Origin of the sequence: Streptomyces javensis (assembly GCF_039525925.1) — a bacterium.
Classification (GTDB): domain Bacteria; phylum Actinomycetota; class Actinomycetes; order Streptomycetales; family Streptomycetaceae; genus Streptomyces; species Streptomyces asiaticus.
In genome coordinates this window covers 1-22,130 of sequence record NZ_BAAAIF010000060.1, presented here as the reverse complement: position 1 = coordinate 22,130, position 22,130 = coordinate 1, and the positions used below count along the sequence as shown (strand labels likewise).

The 22,130-nt window shown below is 72.7% G+C and carries 18 protein-coding genes and 1 pseudogene; 9 read left to right on the top strand and 10 right to left on the bottom strand.

The window, feature by feature from the left end; genetic code table 11:
- Window positions 1-3: 3 nt before the first annotated feature.
- From ABD329_RS36160 to ABD329_RS36150, 3 genes are read right to left on the bottom strand one after another with little or no spacing between them, the layout of a single operon-like run.
- Window positions 4-762: a cupin domain-containing protein gene (locus ABD329_RS36160; protein WP_198276759.1), complete on the bottom strand. Its 759-nt coding sequence runs from the start codon at window positions 760-762 to the stop codon at window positions 4-6.
- Window positions 763-767: 5 nt separating this feature from the next.
- Window positions 768-1,715 (bottom strand): DUF6807 domain-containing protein, encoded by a 948-nt coding sequence (locus tag ABD329_RS36155; protein WP_198276758.1) that lies wholly within the window; start codon window positions 1,713-1,715, stop codon window positions 768-770.
- Between the two features lie 7 nt (window positions 1,716-1,722).
- Window positions 1,723-2,880 carry a Gfo/Idh/MocA family protein gene (locus ABD329_RS36150; RefSeq protein WP_198276757.1) on the bottom strand — a complete coding sequence of 386 codons (1,158 nt, stop codon included), beginning with the start codon at window positions 2,878-2,880 and terminating at the stop codon, window positions 1,723-1,725.
- A gap of 180 nt (window positions 2,881-3,060) precedes the next feature.
- Between ABD329_RS36150 and ABD329_RS36145 the strand changes: the two genes are divergently transcribed.
- Window positions 3,061-4,110 carry a LacI family DNA-binding transcriptional regulator gene (locus ABD329_RS36145; protein ID WP_037953075.1) on the top strand — a complete coding sequence of 350 codons (1,050 nt, stop codon included), beginning with the start codon at window positions 3,061-3,063 and terminating at the stop codon, window positions 4,108-4,110.
- Window positions 4,111-4,153: 43 nt separating this feature from the next.
- On the opposite strand, the gene ABD329_RS36140 is transcribed toward ABD329_RS36145, so the two are convergent.
- The 3 genes from ABD329_RS36140 to ABD329_RS36130 form a co-directional block, all read right to left on the bottom strand.
- Window positions 4,154-4,465: a hypothetical protein gene (locus tag ABD329_RS36140; RefSeq protein WP_198276756.1), complete on the bottom strand. Its 312-nt coding sequence runs from the start codon at window positions 4,463-4,465 to the stop codon at window positions 4,154-4,156.
- Window positions 4,462-5,055 carry a hypothetical protein gene (locus ABD329_RS36135; RefSeq protein ID WP_198276755.1) on the bottom strand — a complete coding sequence of 198 codons (594 nt, stop codon included), beginning with the start codon at window positions 5,053-5,055 and terminating at the stop codon, window positions 4,462-4,464. Before ABD329_RS36135 ends, ABD329_RS36140 begins: the two co-directional genes overlap by 4 nt.
- Window positions 5,056-5,225: 170 nt before the next feature.
- Window positions 5,226-6,458, bottom strand: coding sequence for a helix-turn-helix domain-containing protein (locus tag ABD329_RS36130; RefSeq protein ID WP_198276754.1), 1,233 nt, complete (start codon window positions 6,456-6,458; stop codon window positions 5,226-5,228).
- A gap of 255 nt (window positions 6,459-6,713) precedes the next feature.
- On the opposite strand from ABD329_RS36130, the gene ABD329_RS36125 reads away from it, so the two are divergent.
- From ABD329_RS36125 to ABD329_RS36105, 5 genes and pseudogenes are all read left to right on the top strand, one after another.
- Complete coding sequence (locus ABD329_RS36125; RefSeq protein WP_246618397.1) at window positions 6,714-7,664, top strand: bifunctional helix-turn-helix transcriptional regulator/GNAT family N-acetyltransferase; 951 nt, start codon at window positions 6,714-6,716, stop codon at window positions 7,662-7,664.
- Window positions 7,665-7,797: 133 nt separating this feature from the next.
- Entirely contained in the window at window positions 7,798-8,472 is a 675-nt protein-coding gene (locus tag ABD329_RS36120; protein WP_198276753.1) for an RNA polymerase sigma factor, read from the top strand.
- Entirely contained in the window at window positions 8,469-9,533 is a 1,065-nt protein-coding gene (locus ABD329_RS36115; RefSeq protein WP_198276752.1) for a CU044_5270 family protein, read from the top strand. The genes ABD329_RS36120 and ABD329_RS36115 overlap by 4 nt, the downstream gene beginning before the upstream one ends.
- Before the next feature lie 182 nt (window positions 9,534-9,715).
- Entirely contained in the window at window positions 9,716-10,858 is a 1,143-nt protein-coding gene (locus tag ABD329_RS36110) for a methyltransferase (RefSeq protein WP_344317480.1), read from the top strand.
- Between the two features lie 228 nt (window positions 10,859-11,086).
- A pseudogene (locus ABD329_RS36105) lies at window positions 11,087-11,821 on the top strand (sugar phosphate isomerase/epimerase family protein); the annotation flags it as partial.
- Here ABD329_RS36105 and ABD329_RS36100 read toward each other — a convergent pair.
- Entirely contained in the window at window positions 11,805-12,836 is a 1,032-nt protein-coding gene (locus tag ABD329_RS36100; protein WP_425574426.1) for an EamA family transporter, read from the bottom strand. The pseudogene ABD329_RS36105 and the gene ABD329_RS36100 sit on opposite strands and share 17 nt — an antisense overlap.
- Window positions 12,837-12,952: 116 nt before the next feature.
- On the opposite strand from ABD329_RS36100, the gene ABD329_RS36095 reads away from it, so the two are divergent.
- Window positions 12,953-13,867, top strand: a complete 915-nt coding sequence (locus ABD329_RS36095; protein WP_344317472.1) for a LysR family transcriptional regulator — start codon at window positions 12,953-12,955, stop codon at window positions 13,865-13,867.
- A gap of 271 nt (window positions 13,868-14,138) precedes the next feature.
- Here ABD329_RS36095 and ABD329_RS36090 read toward each other — a convergent pair whose 3' ends face one another.
- Window positions 14,139-15,359 carry a macrolide family glycosyltransferase gene (locus ABD329_RS36090; protein WP_344317471.1) on the bottom strand — a complete coding sequence of 407 codons (1,221 nt, stop codon included), beginning with the start codon at window positions 15,357-15,359 and terminating at the stop codon, window positions 14,139-14,141.
- A 245-nt stretch (window positions 15,360-15,604) separates the two neighbouring features.
- On the opposite strand from ABD329_RS36090, the gene ABD329_RS36085 reads away from it, so the two are divergent.
- Window positions 15,605-17,539 (top strand): glycoside hydrolase family 3 protein, encoded by a 1,935-nt coding sequence (locus ABD329_RS36085; RefSeq protein WP_425574425.1) that lies wholly within the window; start codon window positions 15,605-15,607, stop codon window positions 17,537-17,539.
- 30 nt (window positions 17,540-17,569) lie between these two features.
- Here ABD329_RS36085 and ABD329_RS36080 read toward each other — a convergent pair whose 3' ends face one another.
- Window positions 17,570-18,976: a S28 family serine protease gene (locus ABD329_RS36080; RefSeq protein ID WP_344317469.1), complete on the bottom strand. Its 1,407-nt coding sequence runs from the start codon at window positions 18,974-18,976 to the stop codon at window positions 17,570-17,572.
- Between the two features lie 182 nt (window positions 18,977-19,158).
- Here ABD329_RS36080 and ABD329_RS36075 point away from each other — a divergent pair, with 182 nt between their 5' ends.
- Window positions 19,159-19,602, top strand: a complete 444-nt coding sequence (locus ABD329_RS36075) for a hypothetical protein (RefSeq protein WP_020871152.1) — start codon at window positions 19,159-19,161, stop codon at window positions 19,600-19,602.
- A 156-nt stretch (window positions 19,603-19,758) separates the two neighbouring features.
- Here the strand turns inward: ABD329_RS36075 and ABD329_RS36070 are convergent.
- Window positions 19,759-22,130: ABC transporter ATP-binding protein (locus ABD329_RS36070; RefSeq protein WP_344317468.1), on the bottom strand; the 2,372-nt coding region annotated here is incomplete at its 5' end.

The following is a 22,130-nucleotide window of genomic DNA, read 5'->3' as shown; positions in this document are numbered from 1 at the left end:
CGACTATTCGCCGTAGTACGGGAGCGTGACGCCGGGCAGTTCGTACTCGTCCCGGCGGCCGCACATGCCGTAGCCGCCCCGGCGGCTGGGCCCGGTCGCGGTGACCCGCGCCTCGGCGAGATGCGCGGGGTCGCCCGCGGCGAGCGCGGTGAGCTGCTCACCGGTGCGCCGCGCGGCGGCCAGCGCCCCGTCCCGCCAGCGCGGCTCCCACTCCTTCACCTTGGGCGCCACGATCCGCGCCGCCGCCTCGTGGAAGGCGCGCAGCGGTGCGTCGTCGCCCTTCTCGGCGGCGGCCCGCAGCGTCAGATAGCCCTCGATCGCGAGGTCCCGGCGGCGCCGGGCGGCCGCGTCGGCCTCCGGCCCCTCCTTGGCGGGCAGCGCGGCGGCGGCCGCGTAGCGCTCGGGGTCGGCCAGCACCTCGGGCGGGAAGGTGAAGACGGCGTCCCCGGCCTCCGGCAGCCCGCTGTTCTGCATCAGCACGGTCACCCTGAGTCCGCCGCCCTGCACCATGCGGTGGATGGTGCCGGGGGTGAACCACACCACCGAGCCCGGCTCCAGCGGGGTCTCGGTGAAGCCGTCCGCGAGGGTCAGGGTCTGCACCGCGCCCCGTCCGGCGGTGACCACATACGCCTCGGTGCAGGCGAGGTGGAGATGGGGGCTGCCGCCGCACACCCCGTCGGCGGCCTCCCACTCGTACGCACTGATGTGGGAGAGCCCCACACCGCCCGGCAGCGGGGCGGACATCTCGGACGACGCGGTCATCCTCCTCACCACCCGTGGTTCTTGAGGTAGTTCTCGGCCCGCGCCCGGTCCCAGGCGCCGTCCGCGACCACCACCCGGTAGCGGTAGCCGAAGGACTCACCCGGCGGAAGCTCGAACTCCTCGAAGAACGCCCAGGACGGGGCCACCGAGGGGATCGGCTCGGAGCGCACGAACCAGTGGGAGGCGTGGATGGAGTCGGCGTTCTCCGGGGCGTGCGCGAACAGCAGCGTGGAGTGCCCGTCCACGTCGTCGTGCTCCCCGGTGAAGGCGACCCAGGGGGCGTCGGCGGCCGGGGTGCCCATCAGGTCCGACGCGCCCTTCTCGCCGTCGCCGCCGCGCCCGTCCGGGCCGATGACATCGCCGCCGGTGAAGTCGCGCGGGCCGCGCCAGTTGAGCCCGGTGTACCCGGCCATCTCCCGGCCCGCGGTGGTCGGGGAGCCGAAGTGCAGGGCCTCGCTGCGGATGTTGGTGAGGTGGATGGACCAGTCCAGGGCCCAGGTACCCTCCTCCGGCTCCACCGAGTGGAGTTCGATGGTGCGCCGCTCCCGCGCCCACTCCTGGCCGCCGTTCTCGACCCAGGTCAGGGTCTCCACGAAGCGCAGCCGGTCGTCGGCGACGGTGAACTCCTCGAAGCCGTCGTGGCGCATCGAGCCGACGAGCTCGTCCACCCGCTGGTAGCCCTTTTCGGGGCCGAGGTAGCAGTTGCCGCCCCAGAAGTTCTGGCCGGACAGATGGCTGGAGGTCATCTGGAGGCCCTTGTGCCAGCGGTGGTCGTTGGGCCGGTAGCCGGAGACCGGGTTCCCGGCGAGGGTGCGCAGCGGGTGGGCGTAGGGCTTACGGGCCTCGAAGGCGTCCGGATCGGGCTTGTAGACGTAGGCCATCAGCTCGACGCCGCCGGCGGCGACCGAGATCCGGCTCCCGTGGGTGTGGGTGACGGTGATGCGCTGGGTCATGGCGGCCTCAGCTCTCCTTCGTGGTGGCGGTCGCTGCCTTCGGCGCCCATGCGGGGTGGTCGCCGTGCATGGCGTCGTAGTACGGGTCCCCGGGCACGATCTCGCCCGCGCGCACGGGCTGCCCGGTGAAGGCCGCCTTGTAGAGCGCGGCGATGAACTCGAGGGTGCGGCGGGCGTCCTGCCCGCTGCCGGGCGGCCGTACCCCGTCACGCATCGCGTCCAGCAGCCCGGTCAGCTGGGCCCCGTGGGAGCTGGGCAGATCGGCGGCCGGGGTGCGCCAGCGCCGCTGCCGGTCGGGCTCGTCGCGGACGTGCGGGGCGGGGGTGTAGACCCAGTCGTCGTTGCGGTGACCGTAGAGGTGGGTCAGCTCGACGGTGGCGTCCGCGCAGTCGATACGGATCCGGCTGACCTCGTCGGGCGAGAGCACGCTGTTGACGACGGTGGCCATGGCGCCGCTCGCGAACCGCACCAGCGCGGTGGAGACGTCCTCGCTCTCCACGTCGTGGACCAGCCGTCCGGCCATGCCGCGGATCTCGGTCCAGTCGCCGAGGAGGTGGAGCAGCAGATCCATCTGGTGGATGCCGTGACCCATGGAGGGGCCGCCGCCCTCGGTCTCCCAGCGGCCGCGCCACGGCACCGCGTAGTAGGCGGTGTCGCGGTGCCAGGTGGTCTGGCAGTGGGCCACCAGCGGCTGCCCCAGGGCGCCCTCGGCCAGCAGCTCGCGGGCGTGGACGGCGCCCGAGCCGTAGCGGTGCTGGAAGACCACCGAGGCGTACGGGCCGCCCGCCTCCTTCTCGGCCCCGGCTATCTCGTCGTACTCGGCGAGCGTGAGGCACAGCGGCTTCTCGCACAGCACCCAGGCACCGGCCTCGAGGGCGGCCACCGTCTGCTCGCGGTGCAGGGAGGGCGGGGTTCCGATGAGGACCAGATCCGGGCGCTCGGCCTCCAGCATGGCGGCCACATCGGAGTAGCCGGTGACGTCGAAGGTGCCGCCCTCGGCCGCCGCGGCGCGGAAGGCATCGAGCCGGTCCGCGGCCACGTCGACGGCGGCGACGAGGTCGACGCGGTCGGCGTGATCACGCAGTGCGGGCAGATGGCTGCCGCTGACGATTCCTCCGGTGCCGACCACTGCGGCACGGATACGGGCGGTGGCTGCTGCGGCCATGGGCTGAGGTCTCCTCGCCGTCGCCTGGGGTAAGCGCTTGCTGGTGAGGACCCTAGGCATGGTCCGGATGACAGGACAAGACCCTGGAGTGCGGAATCGCGCCGCTCATGGAGTGAGAACATGGGGGCGCCCAACCAGCGCGCACGGTGTTCCAGAAGGTGACCACCCAACGGAGGAAATATGGCAGTGACCCTGGCCGATGTGGCGGCACGGGCTCGGGTCTCGGCGGCCACCGTGTCGCGCGTCCTGAGCGGCAACTACCCGGTCGCGGAGTCGACCCGGACCCGGGTGCTGCGTGCGGTCGACGAGCTGGAGTACGTGGTCAACGGCCCGGCAAGCGCTCTCGCCGCCGCCACTTCCGATCTGGTCGGGGTGCTCGTCAACGACATCGCGGACCCCTTCTTCGGGATCATCGCGGGTGCCGTCCAGGCCGAAATGGTCACCCCGGCCGGGGAGTCGGGCCGGGGCGGCGAGAAGCTCGCGGTCATCTGCAACACCGGTGGCTCGCCCGAGCGCGAGCTCAACTACCTCACCCTGCTCCAGCGGCAGCGCGCGGCCGCCGTCGTGCTCACCGGCGGCGCGGTCGAACACCCCGACCACGCCGCCGCCGTGGCCACCAAGGCGTCCCGGCTGGCCGCGTCCGGCACCCGGGTGGTGCTGTGCGGCCGCCCGCCGATCGAGGACGCCACCACCCTCGCCTTCGACAACCGCGGCGGCGCCCGCCGGCTCACCGAACATCTGCTGACCCTAGGCCACCGCCGGATCGGCTATGTGGCGGGCCCCGCCGAGCGCACCACGACCCGCCACCGGCTGGAGGGCCACCGGGCGGCGCTGGCCGCCGCCGGGGTGGACCAGGACGCGGAGCGGCTGACCGTCCACGGCCTGTACGACCGCGCCTCCGGCTACGACGCGACCCTCGAACTGCTGCGCCGCGACCGGAGTCTGACCGCCATAGTCGCCGCCAACGACACCATCGCGCTCGGCGTCTGCGCGGCCCTGCGCGACCAGGGGCTGCGGATCCCCGAGGACGTCTCGGTGGCGGGCTTCGACGACCTCCCGTTCAGCGCGGACGCGGTCCCGGCCCTCACCACGATGCGGCTGCCGCTGCACGAGGCGGGCGCGCGGGCCGGGCGGTTGGCCCTGGGCCGCGAGCCGCAGCCGCCGGGCGGGGTGGCGATGGTCCGGGCCGAGCTGATGGCCCGCGCCTCCACGGCGCCGCCGCGCGGCTGAGCGCTTCGGCGGAGCCGAGCCCGTGGGTGTGGGCCCGCCCCGTCTATGCCCCGGTCCGCCGGCGGGGCGCGCGGATCACCGGGTGGTCGCCGTCCGGCAGGACGGCGCGCTGTGCGGCGCGGGCCGCCTCGCATGCGGCGCGGGCCGTCTCACACGTGGGGGCGCAGACGTACAGCTGGTACGTCTCGGTGACGCTGCCGTACTCCACCTCCACCGTGCAGATCGGCCGGTCCGCGTAGAGGCGTGCCGCGCACAGGGCGCAGTTCCAGCCCTGGAGCTGGCCGAAGACCCACTTCCGGCCCGGGGTCCGCAGTTCCGCTATCCGCTCCCGCTCGGTGCGCTCGTCCTCCGTCACCGCGCGTGCCCCCGTTCGCGGGCGCGGCGCATGGCGGCGGCCTCGGCGACCGGGTCGCGCCGGTGGGCCAGGGCGTGGGTCGGGCAGGCGTACACCGTGCGGCCGGGTCCGCTGCCGCCGTGCTGGACGTCCACGATGACGGGCTCGTCGGTGGGCAGCTCGCAGCGGTAGCAGGTCTGGCGCCCCTGGGGGACGGGGCCGAGTTCGACGCGGTCGGCCTCGGCCAGCGCTCCCCACAGCTTCCAGGCGTCGGTCAGGTAGTGGTCGGCGGAGAGCGGCACGCGCCAGTGGGTGCCGGGCGGCGTGGTCCAGGAGTTGGGCGGCACGCCCAGGTAGGTGCACTCGTCCGCCAGCTCGGTCAGGACCCGCACCTGCCGCAGCTGCCAGCTCGTGGCGGAGCCCACCGCGACGAGCCAGTACAGGGTGCCGTACTTGTCCTGGATGACGGCGCCGTTCTCGTCACCGAGGAGCTTCAGGGCACGTTCCCCGACCGTCGGCGCGGCCCGTACGGCATCCCACCACTTGCCTGCGGGTAACGCTTGGACGTCTGCGGCGGGCGGCGGTGTCCACGGTAAGGCTCTGGTCGTCACGTCGGGCTCCCTTGCTGATCCGCGAAGGGCGGCGCCGAACACGTCGTTCCTGGCGGGAGCAAGGGTCGACGCCGCCGCGATACGGATCACGCTAGGTGTGCGTGCGATCACGCCCCAGTGACGAAGCGCCGTAGTCCAGCCTCAGTTTTCGGCGGGACTGCGGCAGTTGTTCATGCCGCCGGGTCCACACCCAGCCGCACCGCCAGCTTTCGCAGGTCTCGGTCGCGGCGCCGCCCGGCCTCCAGCAGTCCCCCCACCGTGGAGGCGGCGAGCACCTGATGGGTCAGCCACTCGGGATGCTCCTCGTCGAGGGTGAGCAGCACATCACGGGCGCCCTCGTCGTCATGCGTCTGGTAGCGGGCGAATGCCAGATCCAGCCGGTGCCTGGCGCGCGAGATCTTCCACGGCAGCTCATCCACGTTGACTCCACTGGCCGTGGCCAAAGCCTTGTCCGGGTGGCCGAGCGACACCTGGACGGTGGTGGCCTGCATGCCCACGCTCGCCGGGCCGAAGGCGGTGCCTCGCACCCGTACCGGCCCGGACAGCGCGGCCGCCGCCTCCGCCTGCCTGAGGAAGGTGAGCGCGTCATCCTTCGTGCTGTCGGACTCATCGCGGTTCGCCCGTGCCGCCGAGACGGCACCGGACAGCAGCAGGATCCCGAACATCGCGAACTTCTCGGGGCTGCGGTCGGAGAACCGCGGCTCGATCTCGGCCGCCCTGCGGGTCGCCACCTGCTGGGCATCGCTCCATCGACCTTGCCGCAGGAGTACCAGCGAAAGCGCCGAGACGGCGAGAGCGTGCCGCAGCTCGTCGCTCGCGCGCGCCGTGGCGTGCATGGCTCGCTCCACCGCGGTGTAGGCCAGATCGGTCTGCCCCAACTGCGCGGCCACGTCGGCGACGATGATGTGCGCGGCGGCGGACATCGACCACACCGTGTCGTGGTCGGGGCCGCCCTCGGCCTCGTGGGTGGCCGCCTTCAGATCGGTCACGAGCCCGGGCAGCATGCCGACCAGGTCGGTGAACTGGCCGAGCCGATAGTGCCGCTGGGCCTGCTCCATGACCGGGCGGAGATCGTCCGGGCCAGGCACGTCACTGTCCGCGCCGCACAGGTCCAGCCCCGGCAGATCGCTCGGGGCCTGGATGGCGGCCCGCAACGCGATGACTCCACCGTCGGGCGCGAGGGATCGCGTCATGGTGGACTGGCCCAGCAGGCGGGCGAGTTCGATGTCGAGTGCGCCCGCCAGCTTCTGATACATGGCGATTCTCGCTCCCCGCTGGGCGCCCTGCTCCAACCTGCGGATGGTGTCGACGGACACGCCGGCACGGTCGGCGAGTTGCTCTTGCGTGAGGTCGCGAATGTCGCGAAGTCGGGCCAGTCGCTTGCCAACGGACAGATCAGTCATCTGATACACCACCGCCAGAAGGTCTTTGGGCCACGGTACGCCGGGAGGGGGGAGCCGTGGGAAGCCCAGCAGGCATCGGGTACACGAAGGAGCGCTCGCCAGCCCCACGGGCCGGGACGAACCCGAAGGGCATTGGCGTCGCGGTCGCCGCCGACACCTCTCTCCCCCGGGAGGAGCCCCCCCCTTCCCAAATACTTGATCTGGCGCAACTATAAGGTCAAGCAAAATCGACACAGGGGTACGGAGGGGTGCCGGATGGACCCGCGCGACAATCTCGATCTGGCCGTGGACGAGGTCCGCGACTTCAACCGGATGTACACCCGCCTGATCGGCGTCCTCGACTACCCCGGCCAGCTCAACACCCCGTACACGCTGGGCGAGGCCCGCATCCTCTACGAGCTGGCCCAGCGCGAACGCACCCACGTCTCCGCCCTCCGGGAGCATCTCGGGGTCACCGCCGCACATCTGAGCCGGACGCTCAGCCGGTTCGAGGAGCGCGGGCTGGTGACGCGCGAGCGCCACCACCGGGACGCCCGCTTCCAGGAGGTGCTGCTCACCGCCGAGGGCCGGGCGGCGGCCGACGATCTCGACCGGCGGTCACGCGAGGCGGTGACCAGGTTGCTGGCCAAGTTCCCCCGGAACGAGCTGGGGCGGCTGCGGGAGGCGCTGGCGACCGCGCGGCACGCGCTCACCGGTCCGGCGGAGCCCGAGGTGCGGCTGCGCGGGCCGGAGCCGGGGGACCTGGGCTGGATCGTGCAGCGCCACGGCGCCGTGTACGCCCGGGAGTTCGGGTGGAACGCCGAGTTCGAGGCCCTGGTGGCCCGGATCGTCGGGGAGTTCGGCGCGAGCCATGACCCGGTCCGTGAGCGGGTGTGGATCGCGGAGCTCGACGGCCGCCGCGTCGGGTCGGTGATGTGCGTACGGGACGAACGGCCCGATACGGCCCGGCTGCGGCTGCTGCTCGTGGAGCCGGAGGCGCGGGGGCGGCGGCTCGGCGAGCGGCTGGTGGCCACGTGTATCGACTTCGCGCGCGAGGCGGGCTACCGCGAGCTGGTGCTGTGGACCAACGACGTGCTGACCTCCGCCCGCCGGATCTACGAGCGGGCCGGGTTCGAGCTGATCGCCGAGAAGCGGCACGGGGGCTACGGTTCGCCGCTGGTCGGCCAGGACTGGCGGCTCGCGCTCCAGGGCTCGGCGCACGACTGACGGCCTGCGGTGGGCGCGACCAGCCACGACGGCGCCGCAGACGAACGACGGCACACCCGGCGGAGCGCCGAGCATCACCACACTATGACGCAGATCACCGGCAGCGCGGTGCGCGCGGCGGACAGGGAGGAGTGTGGAGACTTCACTGCGCGCACATGTGCGGTCCGGAGATCCGGATGCCTTCGGGCAGCTCTTCGACGAGTACGCCTCGGTGATCTACCGGCACGCCGTCCGGCTGACCGGCGGCTGGGTCATGGCCGACGACATCGTGTCGCTGACCTTCCTGGAGGCGTGGCGGCTGCGTGAGCGGCTGCTTCCGGGCGACGGCAGCCTGCGCCCATGGCTGCTGGGCATCGCGACGAACGTCACGCGCAACACCGCACGGGCGGCCCGAAGACACCAGGCGGCACTCGCCAAACTCCCGCCCCCGGACCCGGTGCCGGACTTCGCCGACGAGGTGACCCAGCGGCTGGCCGACACCGAGGAGCTGGCCGCCGCGCAGCGGGCGCTGCGCGGGATGCGGCGCGGGGAGCGCGAGGTGTTCACGCTCTGCGTATGGGAGGGCCTGGACGCCGCCACGGCGGCCGAGGCCCTGGGCGTGGCCGTCGGCACCGTACGGGCCCGGCTCTCGCGTGCGCGAAAGCGCCTGCGCAAGCTCACCGAACTCGAGCTCATCGGCGGCGCGGACGGCAACCAGGACGCGGACGGCGGCGCCGGGCAGGGCGCGGTGCAACGCCCGGCCACGGTCGGACAGTTACCGGTCAGCCGCCAGCAGGCGGCTCGGTCCACGCAGGAGAAGAAGCGATGAACACCAACCCGCGACGACCCGATCAGCCGGTCGACCACCAGGAACTGGCCGAGTTGCTGCCCGCGCCGGGCCGTCCGGTGCTCCGGCGGGACCGCCACCGCGTCCTGAGGGAACATCTGATGGAGCACATCGGCAACAGCGACAAGACCGTCCACGAGCGGTCCGGTACGACGAGCACCTCCCCCGCATCCCGCGCACGCCGCCGCCTCGTCCTCATCGCGGCGCCGCTTGCGCTGGCCGCCGTCGTGGGCGTGGGAGCGGTGGCGGTGGACGCCGTACGGGACGACGGCAAGGGCGGCGCCACCGCCACCGGCGTCGGCGGCACCACGGCCGAGCACCGGCAGGCCGCGCAGCTGCTGGACCGGATCGCCGTGGTGGCGGCCGCCCGACCCGCGGTCACGGTCCGCGACGACCAGTTCATCTACACCAAGTCCCGGGGATCCTCGGCCGTATGGGGCGGCCCCACGAAGCCCGTAAGGGACGCCAAGGGGGACATCACCGGCACCAGGACCTACAAGGGGACCGTCCAGAGCGACGAGTGGCAGCCCGTGACCGGTAAAACGGACGGCCTCCGGCGCCTCACCGCGCTGACCCCGGACGACGGATTCACCCCCTCCCGGAAGCAGGACATCACCATGGCGCCGGGGGCCGGATATCTGACCTTCCGGGAGCTCCAGGCCCTCCCCACCGATCCCGATGCCCTGCTGAGGAAGCTCGAGAGCGGCAACGGGGTGGTGAAGTCCCGGCTGACGGAGACCGTCTTCGAGAACGTCGGAGCCATCCTCGATCAGGCCACGCTGCTGCCCGATCTCAGCGCCGCGCTCTACCGTGCCGTGGCCAAGCTGCCGGACGTGCGCGTCGTGAAGAACGTCAAGGACGGCGCGGGCCGTACCGGGATCGGCCTCACGTACACCAACCGCGGGAACCCCTCGAAGACCACGAAGGGCTACTGGGTCTTCGACCCGAAGAGCCTGGCCTACCTCGGGACGGACCGGAGCGCGCTCCTGGACGTCGCCGTCACCGACGACAAGGGGAAGGTGACGGCGGTCGGCGCGTCCTGAGCCGACCGTCAGCCGATCACAGGGCGCCCGCTCCGGCGGGCGCCCTTCTCCGCTCGATAGTTGACGCGGCGTCACCTCGACCGGAAAACCGCTCGCGCGAAGGGCCCGGTGGCGGAAGGATCCACTCACACACGTCGGCCCGTACAGCGCGTCGGAACGGCACAAGAGCAAAGGGCGTACCCCTGAGTACCCAGCAGGTCATCGAGTGGACCGAGGACGGCCGGACCCGTACCGCCCAGTGGCGCTCCGAGAGCGGCACGCCGCCGCCCCGGCGGGTCGCGATCGCGGACGACCGGATGACCGCCGACACCGCCCACCGCCTCGTCTGCGAGGGCACCACGCTGCTGTGGCGCGGCGACTACCAGGGCGCCCGTCAGCTGCTGACGGCGCTGGCGCGCCGGATCGACCGGGGCCCGCGCCGGGCCAAGGAGCGACGGCCACCGGCGGCGTCCCCGGCCGAGTCGTTCCACCGGCACCGCCAGGCCCAGTCCCGGCGGGCCCGGCTGCTGGGGATGGTGCTGGTGCCGCTGGAGGCGGACTTCGGCGTCCCGCTGCGCCGGGCGCCGGACGTACGGCAGGCGTGCACCGAGGCGTACGGCCCGGCGCAAGGCCCCTCGGTGGTCTCGCTCCGCGAGTTACTCGGACTGATCGGCGCGCATGAGTGGCGGGAGAAGGGCGTCAAGGTGCGGGCGCTGGGCGGGGACCGTATCCATCCGCACTACGGGGTCTTCTCGCCGGTGCGCGGCGAGTACGTCGACCTGGTGGCCGAGGCCCCGCTGCCGTCGCACCAGCTGGCCTTCGACATCGGCACCGGAAGCGGCGTCCTGGCCGCCGTCCTCGCCCGGCGCGGCATCGAGCGGGTGGTGGCCACCGACCAGGACGCGCGGGCGCTGGCGTGCGCCCGGGAGAACATGGCCCGGCTGGGCCTGGCCGAGCGGGTCGAGGTGGTCGAGGCCGACCTCTTCCCACCGGGCCGCGCCCCGCTGGTGGTCTGCAACCCGCCCTGGGTCCCGGCCCGGCCCTCCTCACCCCTCGAATACGCCGTCTACGACCCGGCCGGCCGTATGCTGCACGGCTTCCTGAACGGGCTGGCCGGGCATCTGGTCCCCGGCGGCGAGGGCTGGCTGATCCTCTCCGACCTCGCCGAACACCTGGGACTGCGGCCGCCCGCCGAGCTGCCGGCCGCCTTCGACACGGCGGGCCTGAGGGTCCTGGACCGGCTGGACGTCCGCCCCGTCCACCCCCGCGCCTTCGACCCCGCCGACCCCCTCCACTCGGCCCGCGCGGCGGAAGTGACGTCGTTGTGGCGGTTGACGGCGAGATGAGCGGACATGCGGCTCCGCCGCGTGCCAGGGGCTTCGCCCCTGGTCCCGGGGCCTGGGGCAGAGCCCCACCTTCCAGCCCCTCCGGCAATTGAGGAGCAGGGCCTGGGGCAGAGCCCCAGTTCGTACACCTCGTAGGGCCACGACGGCCGAGCCACCCGACAAGACACGCCGCAGGCGTGATCGGCACGGCAGGATTGATTCGGCCCGTGCCCCTGCTTAGCGTCCCGGATGAAGGGCAAGAAGATCCCCACGTCCCGCACGACCCCTACCAAGGGAGCCCGTATGAAGCTCGCCTTCTCCACCCTCGGCGTCCCCGGTATGCCCGTCCCCGACGTGGCCCGGCTCGCCGCCGGGACCGGGTATCACGGCGTCGAGCTGCGCGCCCACCCCGAGGAGCCGGTGCACCCGGGGATCGGGGCGGACGAACGGGCCCGGGTGGCGGCGGAGTTCCGGGACGCCGGGGTCGAGATCCTCACCGTCGCCGGATATGTGCGCGCCGCCCAGGCCGGACCGGACGAGCCGGTGCTGACCGGGCTCGGGGAGCTGCTGGAGCTCGCCCACGACCTGGGCGCCCGCAATGTGCGGGTCTTCCCCGGCGGCGGGGAGCAGAGCGCCGAGGAGGCCGACGCCACGGCCGCCCGGCGGCTCGCCGCGGCCGCGCCCCGCGCCGCCGACCTCGGCGTACGGCTGCTGCTCGAAACCCACGACTCGCACCGGACGGGCGCGGACGTGGCCCGGGTCCTCGGGCTCGTGGGCCACGGCAGCGTGGGGGCGATCTGGGATGTGATGCACACCTGGCTGGGCGGCGAGGACCCGGCCACCAGCTATCCGGCGCTCTTCGCGCATCTGGGCTGTGTGCAGGTCAAGGACATCGCCTCGGCCGAGGACACCACCCCGCTGCCGCTGGGCGAGGGGGTGCTGCCGCTGACCGAGTGCGTGGAGCTGCTCAGCCGCGAGGGCTGGGACGGCTGGCTGTGCTGGGAGTACGAGAAGCGGTGGTATCCGCAGGCGCGAGCGTTCCCGGAGCTGCTGGCCCCGGGCCGGGAGCATCTGCTGCGGCTGCTCGCCGACGCGGCCTGAGCCCGGGGCTCGGGATCATCCGGCTCGGGATCATCCGGCTCAGCCTCCCGGCCGGGAGCGATGTCAGCGCCACGCCGCCCACCAGCAGCGCCGCCGCCAGCCAGCGCGGTCCGCTGATGCCCTCCCCCAGCACCAGCGCCGCCGAGGACATCCCGAAGACCGGCACCAGCAGCGAGAACGGGGCGACCGCCGAGGCGTCGTAGGTGCGCAGCAGAAAGCCCCAGATCCCGAAGCCGAACACCGTGGTGACCCAGGCGACATAGACGATCGCGCCCACCCCGGCCCAGTCGAGCCGGCTCAGCGCGGCCAGATCGGGTCGCGCGCCCTCGAACATCAGCGAGAGCAGGAGCAGCGGCGCCACCGGCACCAGGCTCACCCACACCATGAAGTTCAGGGCGTCGGGCGGCGCCGCCTTGCGGGTGAGGACGTTGGAGACACCCCAGAAGGCCGCCGCCGCGACGACGAGGACGAAGCCGAGGAGCGGCCCCGAGGTGCCCTCGTCCACGGCGGCCACGGCGATCCCGGCCAGGGCGACGGCCATGCCCAGCAGCCGCCGCCGGCCGGGGCGTTCGGCGAGGACGACGGCGGCGAACAGCGCGGTGAACACCGCCTGGACCTGGAGCACCAGCGAGGACAGCCCGGCGGGCATCCCCTCGTGCATCCCGATGAACAGCAGCCCGAACTTCGCCACGCCCAGCGCCAGCCCCACGCCCAGGATCCATCGCCAGGCGACCCTCGGCGGGCCGACCAGGAAGACGGCGGGCAGCGCGGCCACCAGGAACCGCAGGGCGCAGAAGAGCAGGGGCGGGAAGTGGTCGAGGCCCACCTCGATGACCACGAAGTTGACCCCCCACAGGGCCGTGACCAGCACGGCGAGGGCTATGTGCACAGGTCGCATGGGTTGCGTCGATCGCATGCGTCGAGGATCGGCCGCCCGGACCTTGTAGCACCAGCGCGGATGTCTTCATGCTTGGATGCAGCAACGGTTAAAGATGTTCAGGAGGAGGCCGGACTGTGCTGGATCTGGGTCGACTGCGGGCTCTGCACGCGGTGTCCGTGCACGGCTCGGTCAGCGCCGCCGCGATCGCGCTCGGCTACACCCCGTCCGCCGTATCGCAGCAGATCGCCAAGTTGGAGCGGGAGACCCGGACGACCCTGCTGGAGCGGCAGGGCCGGGGCATCGCGCTGACCGACGCGGCCCGGCATCTGGCCGCCACCGCCCAGCAGCTGCTCGCCATCGTCGAGGAGGCCGAGACCACGCTGGAGGAGCGGCGCGGTCAGCCGACCGGCCGGCTGGTGATCGGCGCCTTCGCCTCGGCGGCGCGCGGGCTGATGCCCGTGGTGCTGGCCGCGCTCATGGCCGAACACCCCTCCCTGGACGCCCGGTTGCTCGAAGTGGACCCGCATCTGTCGGTGGACCTGGTGGCGCAGGGGGTCATCGACCTGGCGGTGGCCCATGACTGGGACATCGCCCCGCTGCCCGCCCCGGAGGGGCAGGAACGGGCGGTCATCGGGGAGGATCTGTGCGATCTGCTCGTCCCGGCCGGACATCCGCTGACCCGGGTGGCCGCACGGCGCCCGCTGCGCCGCGAGGACCTGCCGGGCCAGCGGTGGATCTGTCAGCCGCCGGGTTCGGTGTGCCACGACTGGCTGGTCCGTACGCTGCGCGCCTCGGGCCATGAGCCGGACCTGGCGTACCAGGCGGCGGAGAACCACACCCAGATCGCCCTGGTGGCGGCCGGTCTCGGCGTCGCGCTCATGCCCCGCCTGGGGCGCGGTCCGCTGCCGGACGGGGTGCTGGCGCTGCCCCTGGAGCCGGTCCCGGTGCGGCGGCTGTACGCCCTGTGGCGCCCGGGCGCGGCCCGCCGCCCCGCCATCACCGAGACGGTCCGCCTGCTGGGCGGCCTCTGGCCGCACCGCATGAACTGAACGGCCCCGGGCCGCCGACGCTCTGGGAGGGGTGTCGCGTCGGCGGCGGGTGCTGCTGGCCGCGGGCGGCGGAGAGGGTGGTCGGTGACGCAGCCAGCGGCGAGGCCGACTACCGCCGTGCGGAGACTCCCCATCAGCACACCGCTTCGACGCGCGGCGGCCCGCGCCGGTTCCGCACAGGGTGCGCATTTCGCGAATCGGTGATGAGAGGGGCGCGGGCGGCCGAAGTGGGGGCGCCCGGCGGACGCGCACGGGGGCCACCCCGCGGCTCTCAAACGGGCAGCTCCGCCTCGATCAGGTCCGCCGCCCGGTCCGGCCCGCCCTCCGCGGCCATCCGCGCCTTGAGCGCGGCGCACCGGGCGGCCACCTCGGGGTCGTCCACCAGATCGAGTACCGCCTTGCGCAGCGCCTGCGCCGTGGCCTCCTCCTTGGGCAGATGGCGGCCGACCCCGAGCCCTTCGAGCGTGTCCGCGTTGCGGAACTGGTCGACGGCCTGCGGTACGGCGACCATCGGCACCCCGCAGGCCAGCCCCTCCTGGGCGCCGCCCGCCCCCGCGTGGGTGACGAAAGCGTCGGCCTTCCGCAACACGCTCAACTGCGGAATCCACGTGTGCACTTCGACATTGGGCGGGATCTCGCCGAGGTCGGCCGGGTCGACGAACTCGCCGATCTGGAGCACCACGTACCAGCCCGGCAGATCGCCGAACGCCGCGACGCACGCGCGGTAGAAGCCGGGCTCCCTGGTCCAGGTGGAGCCCAGCGAGATCAGCAGGATCCGGTCGGTCTCGGCGGCCCGCTCCGGGCGACGCCACTCCGCCACCTCGCGGCGGGCGCTCTGGCAGCCGCCGACGAAGCTGTAGACGGAGGTGTCGACGCGGTCGGCGTTGGGCTGGAGCAGTTCGGGGATGAGGGCCACACAGCGGCTGGGGCGGCCGATGAGCCGGTCGGGGTCGGTGTCGGCCAGGCCGTTGCCCTCGAGCCAGGCGCGGTAGCGCGCGTAGTAGGCCCGGCCGCGCTCCGACCGCCGCAGATGGGCGTACATCGGCTCGAAGACCTCTTCGCGGTAGCCGTCCCAGGGCACGAAGCTGGGCGCGAGTTCGACGGCGGACACGCCCCACCGATGGGCGAGGACATGCGCCGGGTAGGCGGTGACGTCGTACATCACCAGATCCGGCTCATCGCCCTCGTAGGCCGCCAGATGCTGCGGAAGTGCCTGCTCCGCCTCGGTGAGAAACGGCTCGATGTAGTCGATCAGATCGGAGCCTCTGGCGCCCGGCACATTCTCACCGTGGAGGATCGAGGTGTAGGTCTTCGGCTCGGCGCCGGTTTCGGCCACCTTCTCGGCGAACGACTCGGGGATGGCGTAGGTAACCCGGTGGCCGCGGGCCACCAGCTCGCGAATCACCTCCAGGCTCGGGTTGACGTGCCCGTGTGCCGCGATGCCGAACATGGCTATGTGTGTGGGGGGCTTGGCACCCGTCGGTGGGGTCATGAAAACGGAACATAAGCGAGAACAGATGCCTCATACAAATACCGCGCATACCCGGTCGAGAGTTTAGTACCGGTTTCGTGTGGACACCAGATCACGGTCTTTAACCAGTCTTTTCCTTTACGCTTCCGGACCACGCGGCGGAACCGCATATCGATGCTGTGGGAAAGACCAACTTTCCTTGACCCGGCCGCGGTTTGTGTCCCAGCGTGTCCTGCACACCTATGGCCGCCCCCTCCGAACGTCCCATGGAAGGAGTGCGGGTGCACACGACGTCTCGCCGCGCCCTGCTCACCGCCACCCTGGCCGCCGCGGCGGCCGGTGCGTGCAGCGGACCGACGAACAGCTCCGCCGCGCCCGCGGCGCCCGCGCGCCGCACCGCCGCCGGTTCCGGCAGCCCGTCCGCGACCGCCGCCCGGCCCACCACGGAGCCCGGCCGGGACCACGAGCGCGACCGCCGGCGGATCGACGAGCTCATCGGGCGGATGACGCTGGACCAGAAGATCGGCCAGCTCTTCGTGATGCGGGTGTACGGCCATTCGGCCACCGACCCCGACCCGGCCGATGTCGCGGCCAACCGCAAGGAGATCGGGGTCGACAACGCCGCCGAGCTGATCGCGAAGTACCACGTGGGCGGGGTGATGTACATCGGATGGGCACACAACATCCGCGATCCCCACCAGGTGGCCGCGCTCTCCAACGGCATCCAGAAGGCCGCGCTGGCCACCTCCGCGCCCGTCCCCGTCCTGCTCTCCACCGACCAGGAGTACGGCACCGTCGCCCGGGTCGGCGCGCCCGCCACGCTGTTCCCGGGCGCCATGGCGCTCGGCGCGGGCGGCAGCGCGGCCGACGCCCGTACGGCGGCCCGCACCGCGGGGGCGGAGCTGGCCGCGCTCGGCATCCGGCAGGACTACGCCCCGATCGCGGACGTCAACGTCGACCCCGCCAACCCGGTGATCGGCGTGCGCTCCTTCGGCGCCGATCCGAAGGCCGTGGCCCGGATGGTGGCGGCACAGGTGGAGGGCTATCAGAGCGCCGGGGTCGCGGCCACCGCCAAGCACTTCCCCGGCCACGGCGACACCAGCGTGGACAGCCATGTGGGGCTGCCGCGGATCACCCACTCCCGGAAGGAGTGGGAACGGCTGGACGCACCGCCGTTCCGGGCCGCGATCGAGGCCGGAATCGACTCGATCATGACGGCCCATCTGCTCTTCCCCGCGCTCGACCCGGCCGACGACCCCGCCACGCTCTCCCGCCCCATCCTCACCGGTGTGCTCCGCGAGGAGCTGGGCTACGACGGGGTCGTGGTCACCGACTCGCTCGGCATGGCGGGGGTGCGGAAGAAGTACGGCGACGACCGGGTGCCGGTGCTGGCGCTCAAGGCGGGTGTGGACCAGCTGCTCAACCCGCCGAGCCTGTCCCTCGCCTTCGAGGGGGTGCGCAAGGCCGTCCGGGCGGGCGAGCTCGACGAGGACCGCATCGACCGCTCGCTGCGGCGCGTCCTCGAACTCAAGGTGCGCCGGGGCCTGTTCGACGATCCGTACACCAGCGACCGCGCGGTCAACCGCACGGTGGGCACCCGGGAGCACCGCGCCACCGCCGACCGCATCGCCGAGCGCACCACCACCCTGATCACCAACCGCGGCGGACTGCTGCCGCTGTCGCCGCGCCGCCACCGCGATCTGCTGGTGGTGGGCGTGGACGCGGCGGCGCCCTCCGGCACCGGTGGCCCGCCGACGTCCGTCCTGGCCCGCGCCCTGTCCGGCCTCGGCTTCCGCACGGAGGCGCTGACCACCGGCACCGGCAGCTCCCCCGGTCCCTCCCCGCAGCGCGTCGAGGCGGCGGTCGCCGCGGCGCGGGAGCGGGACGCGGTGATCGTGACGACGTACGACATCGCCTCCGGCTCCGCCCAGCGCACCCTGGTGGCACGGCTGGTGGCCACCGGCGTGCCGGTGGTGCACCTGGCCCTGCGCAATCCGTACGACATCGCGCGTCTGAACGACCGCGACACGGCCCCCGGCGCCTCGCTGGCCGCCTACTGCTGGACGGATGTGGAACTGCGCGCCGCCGCCCGCGTCATCGCGGGCCGGACCGCCCCGCGCGGCAAACTGCCGGTGGCGGTCCGGCACGCGGACGACCCGTCCCGGGTGCTGTACCCGATCGGACACGGGCTGAGCTACTAGCCCGAGCCCGATCGGGCCCGCGGACGCGCCCTACGGGCGCAGCGTCACCGGCTCGCGCTCGATCTCGCGGCGGTCGAGCTTCGCGTCGTGCGGGGCGAGGGGCTTGCTCGTGGGGCTGACGCCCGCCCAGCGCTGCACCGCGGCGGTGGCCTTGGCCTTCTGGTCGCCCGCCAGCTGGGCGATGCTGGAGCCGTGGTTGCCGCCGGCCACCGTGTAGACGTACGCGTCCTTGGCGCCCTTGCCGACCTGGAAGCGCTCGGCGCCCCACGGGTCGTTCTGGCCGTAGACGAAGAGCATCCGGTGGGCGTCGTGCCGGACCCAGCGGTCGATGTCCCGCATCACGCCCCGCTTGAAGCGCATCGGGATGTCACGCGGCACATAGTTGCGCGGGGCGTAGATGCCGGGGTAGCGCAGCAGCCCGGCCAGGTGCGGGGTCTTGAAGGTGGGCGAGCCGAGCTCGGTGCCCGCCTGGTAGTAGTACGGCGTGTAGGTCTCCAGGCCCTGGTCGGTGTAGGCGGAGAAGCCCGAGATCTCGTCGATGAAGCCGTACAGCTCGTCGGTGGACGCGGTCGGGGCCGGGACGTCCGCGCAGTCCTTCAGCAGGTGGTACTGCCAGAAGGCCCACACCAGGTCCAGGACCACGTTCTCGTACGCCTTGTCGGCGCTGCCGACGACCGTGAACGTCTGCTTCTCGTCGTCCGCCCACTTCTGGTAGCGCTTCACGATCTCGTCGCGCCGCACCAGCGCCTCGCGCTGCACCGCGTTGAGCTTGGTGCGGCATTCGGCGGTGCCGACGTGTCCGAAGAAGCGGTCGTAGGCGGAGTCCTCGTCGTTGACGACGTCGTTGGGCGCGACGTAGGCGATCGTGCCCGCCATGTCGTTCGGGTAGAAGCGGCGGTAGTAGGTGGCCGTCATCCCGCCCTTGCTGCCGCCGGTGGCCAGCCACTTCTCGCCGTAGATGGGCTTCAGGGCCCGGAACAGGCGGTGCTGGTCGCTCGCGGCCTGCCAGATGTCCAGCTTGGACCAGTCGGCGGGCTGGGGCCGGGAGGGAGTGAAGAAACGGTACTCCATGGACACCTGGTTGCCGTCCACCAGCTGCGTGGGCTCACTGCGGCGCGGTGCGGTGGTGACGTTGTAGCCCGAGGTGTAGAAGACCGTGGGCCGGTCGGTGGCCTTGTGCAGCAGCGTGAACCGCTGCGGATAGGTGCCCTTGGAGGGATGCCGGTGGTCCACCGGCTGGGCGTAGCTGAAGACGAGGAAGCGATAGCCCTCGTAGGGCTGCTCCTCCACGAAACGCATTCCGGGAATCGCCAGGACACGTTCCTTGATGTCCGGCTGGGCGGGGGCGGCCGGCGCCGCGGACGCGCCTCCGGCGCCCGCGCCGACCGCCCCCACCAGTATCGCGAGCGACAACAGCCATCTGAGCATCTTGCGCATGCACCCTCCCCTTGTTCCCGGGTTGACCCTTTGTCCCGTGAATTCGCACAGGTCGCCGAGAACCTATCCGGGCACACACTCGCGTCGCCAGATGCCGTCAACGCTCCAACCCGAGGCCGAATACGGAGAGTTGTTACCCCCGCCCTCTTTCGTAGCGGGCTGTGATGGCTCATGCTGCCTGTATGGACCGAGACGAACGGCACGACCGGAGTGAACGGGCCGAGCGGCTGACGCGGTATCTGAACGAATTGCAGGAACGGATCGATCCTCGCTCGCTCGAGCTGCTGATGCGGCTGCTGCGCGAGTTGAGCACCTCACCGGCCGTCCGCGGGGGGACGTACGAGCTCGGGATGGGGCCGGAGGAGAAAGAGCTGTTCACCCCCGCTCTCCAGGCCGAGCTGCTGGTGTTGTTCGGCCTGCTCACCTCCCAGGACGAGCGTGTGGTGGTCGACCTCGGCGACAGTCCGCACGCCAAGGGCATGAAGGTGCTGGTGCCTCAGGAGCGGGCCGGGGACCCCGACTTCCTGCACCGCCACAAGCAGCGGGTGGCGGCCGAGGCGGAGCAGCGGGAGCGGGACCGGCGGGAGGTGGAGGGCATAGCGAGGGCCAGCGGCATGGAACCGTGACGTTACCGTACGTAACAGGGAACGAACGCTGAGCGTTACCGGCCGTACGGCGGCTGCCCGGTGCGGAAGAAGTCCGCTGCGGTTCGACAGCGCCCCGCAGGGGCGCGGGGAACTGCGCGATCAGCCACGACAAAGCCGCAGACGGCCAAGCACCGGTTACGCCACGGCGGGCACCGTCTCCCCCATGAACGTGCGCCACAGCGCGGCATACCGGCCGTCCCGCGCCACCAGCTCCTCATGGGTGCCGTCCTCGACGACCCGGCCGTGGTCCAGCACCACCACCCGGTCCGCACGGGCGGCGGTGGTCAGCCGGTGGGCGACGACCAGTGTGGTGCGCCGTCCCGTCAGACGATCCGTGGCCTGGTTCACCAGGGCCTCGGTGGCCAGATCGAGCGCGGCCGTGGCCTCGTCGAGCAGCAGGATGTCCGGGTTCACCAGCTCGGCGCGCGCCAGCGCGATCAACTGCCGCTGACCGGCGGAGAGATTGCGCCCGCGCTCGGAGACCTCGTGCAGATAGCCACCGTCGAGCGACGCCACCATGGCATGGGCGCCGACCGCCCGCGCCGCGGCCTCCACCTCCGCGTCGCTCGCACCGGGCCGTCCGTAGGCGATGGCGTCGCGCACCGTCCCGGCGAAGAGATACGGCTCCTGCGGGACCACCCCGAGGTGACGGCGGTATCCGGTGAGGTCGAGTTCGCGCAGATCCACCCCGTCCACCCGCACGGCGCCCCGCGTCGGGTCGTAGAACCGCGCCACCAGCTTGACCAGAGTGGACTTACCGGCCCCGGTCTCCCCGACGAACGCCACGGTCTGCCCCGAGGGGATCGTGAGCGAGATGCCCGCCAGCGCCTCCTCGCCGTCCCCGTACCGGAACCGCACATCGTCGAAGGCGATCTCGCCACGCATCGCGCGCACCTCGCGCGGGGCCTCGGCCACCGGTGTGGTGGTGGGCTCGCGCAGCAGCTCCTGGATCCGGCCCAGCGACACGGTGGCCTGCTGATAGCCGTCGAAGACCTGGGAGAGCTGCTGGACGGGGGCGAAGAACAGGTCGATGTAGAGGAGATACGCCACCAGCGCGCCCGCCGTCAGCGTGCCGTCCCCGACCCGCCCGGCGCCCACGATGAGCACCAGCGCGGAGGCCACGGACGACAGCAGCTGGACGAACGGGAAGTACACCGAGATCAGCCGCTGGCCGCGGATCCGCGCCTGGCGGTAGGAGTCGCTGCGCGCCGCGAACCGCTCCCGGCCGGACCGCTCGCGCCGGAACGCCTGCACGATCCGCAGCCCCGCCACGCTCTCCTGGAGGTCCGCGTTGACCACGCTCACGCGCTCGCGGGCCAGTTCGTACGCCTTGACGCTGCGGCGCCGGAACACCACCGTGCCGATGATGAGCGGCGGCAGGGTCAGGAAGACCACCAGCGCGAGCTCCACGTCGATGATGAGCAGCGCCACCAGGATGCCGAAGAAGGTCAGCAGGCTGACCACGGCGGTGACGAGGCCGGTCTGGAGGAACGTGGACAGCGCGTCGACGTCGGTGGTCATCCGCGTCATGATCTTGCCGCTCAGCTCGCGCTCGTAGTAGTCGAGACCGAGCCGCTGGAGCTGGGCGAAGATCTTCACACGGAGTGCGTAGAGCACCCGTTCACCGGTCCGCCCGGTCATCCGGGTCTCGCCGATCTGGGCGGCCCACTGCGCGAGGACGACGAGGAGCGCGAGCCCGGAGGCGGCCCACACCGCGCCGAGCGAGAGCCGCTGGACGCCCTGGTCGATCCCGTGCCGGATGAGCACGGGCAGCAGCAGCCCGGCGATCGCGTCCACGGCCACGAGCGCCAGCGCGACCAGGAGCGGCGCCCGGAAGCCGCGCAGCAACCGCCGCAGTCCGTACGCCTCCTCGGGGCGGGCGGCCCGCTCCTCGTCGATGTCGGGGGTGTCGGTGGCGGGCGGCAGCGCGGCGACCTTGGCGAGCAGCTCGGGGGTGGCCGGCATCCCGGACAGCGCCCCCGCGATCCCGGGCCCGGCCACGGCCCCGGTCCCCGCGCCCGCGCCCGCCGCCGTGTCGTCCTTACGGCCGTCACCATCGGGCCGCACCCATAGCTCCGGGGTCACACCACCGGGCCGCCGTCCATGCGCCGGGCCCGCCCCGGGGCCGCCCTCCGCGCCGACGGCGCGGCGCACCGCCGGAGCGGTGCGCGCGGGGTCGTCGCCGCCGTGGGGTCGGCCGCGCGCCGCCTCCGTGGCCACGTCGCAGTCGTCGCCGCGCCCGTCCTCGTCCACACCCCCGTCCCCGGGGGGCGGTGCCCAGGGCTCGGGCGTCAGCCCGTCGCGGCCCGTCTCCCCGGTGGCGTGTGCCGGGTCGTCCCCGCCACGCGGCCACCACCGCGCGGTCGGGTCCGCCACCGCGCCGCCCGGCTCGTCGCCGTCGGCCATCGCGGCCGAGCCGTCGGCCCGGTCCCAGCCCGAGGACAGGCCACGGCCCGCCACGGCGGCCTCCCCGCCGAACCCGCCGACGACACCCGGCACGTACGCGG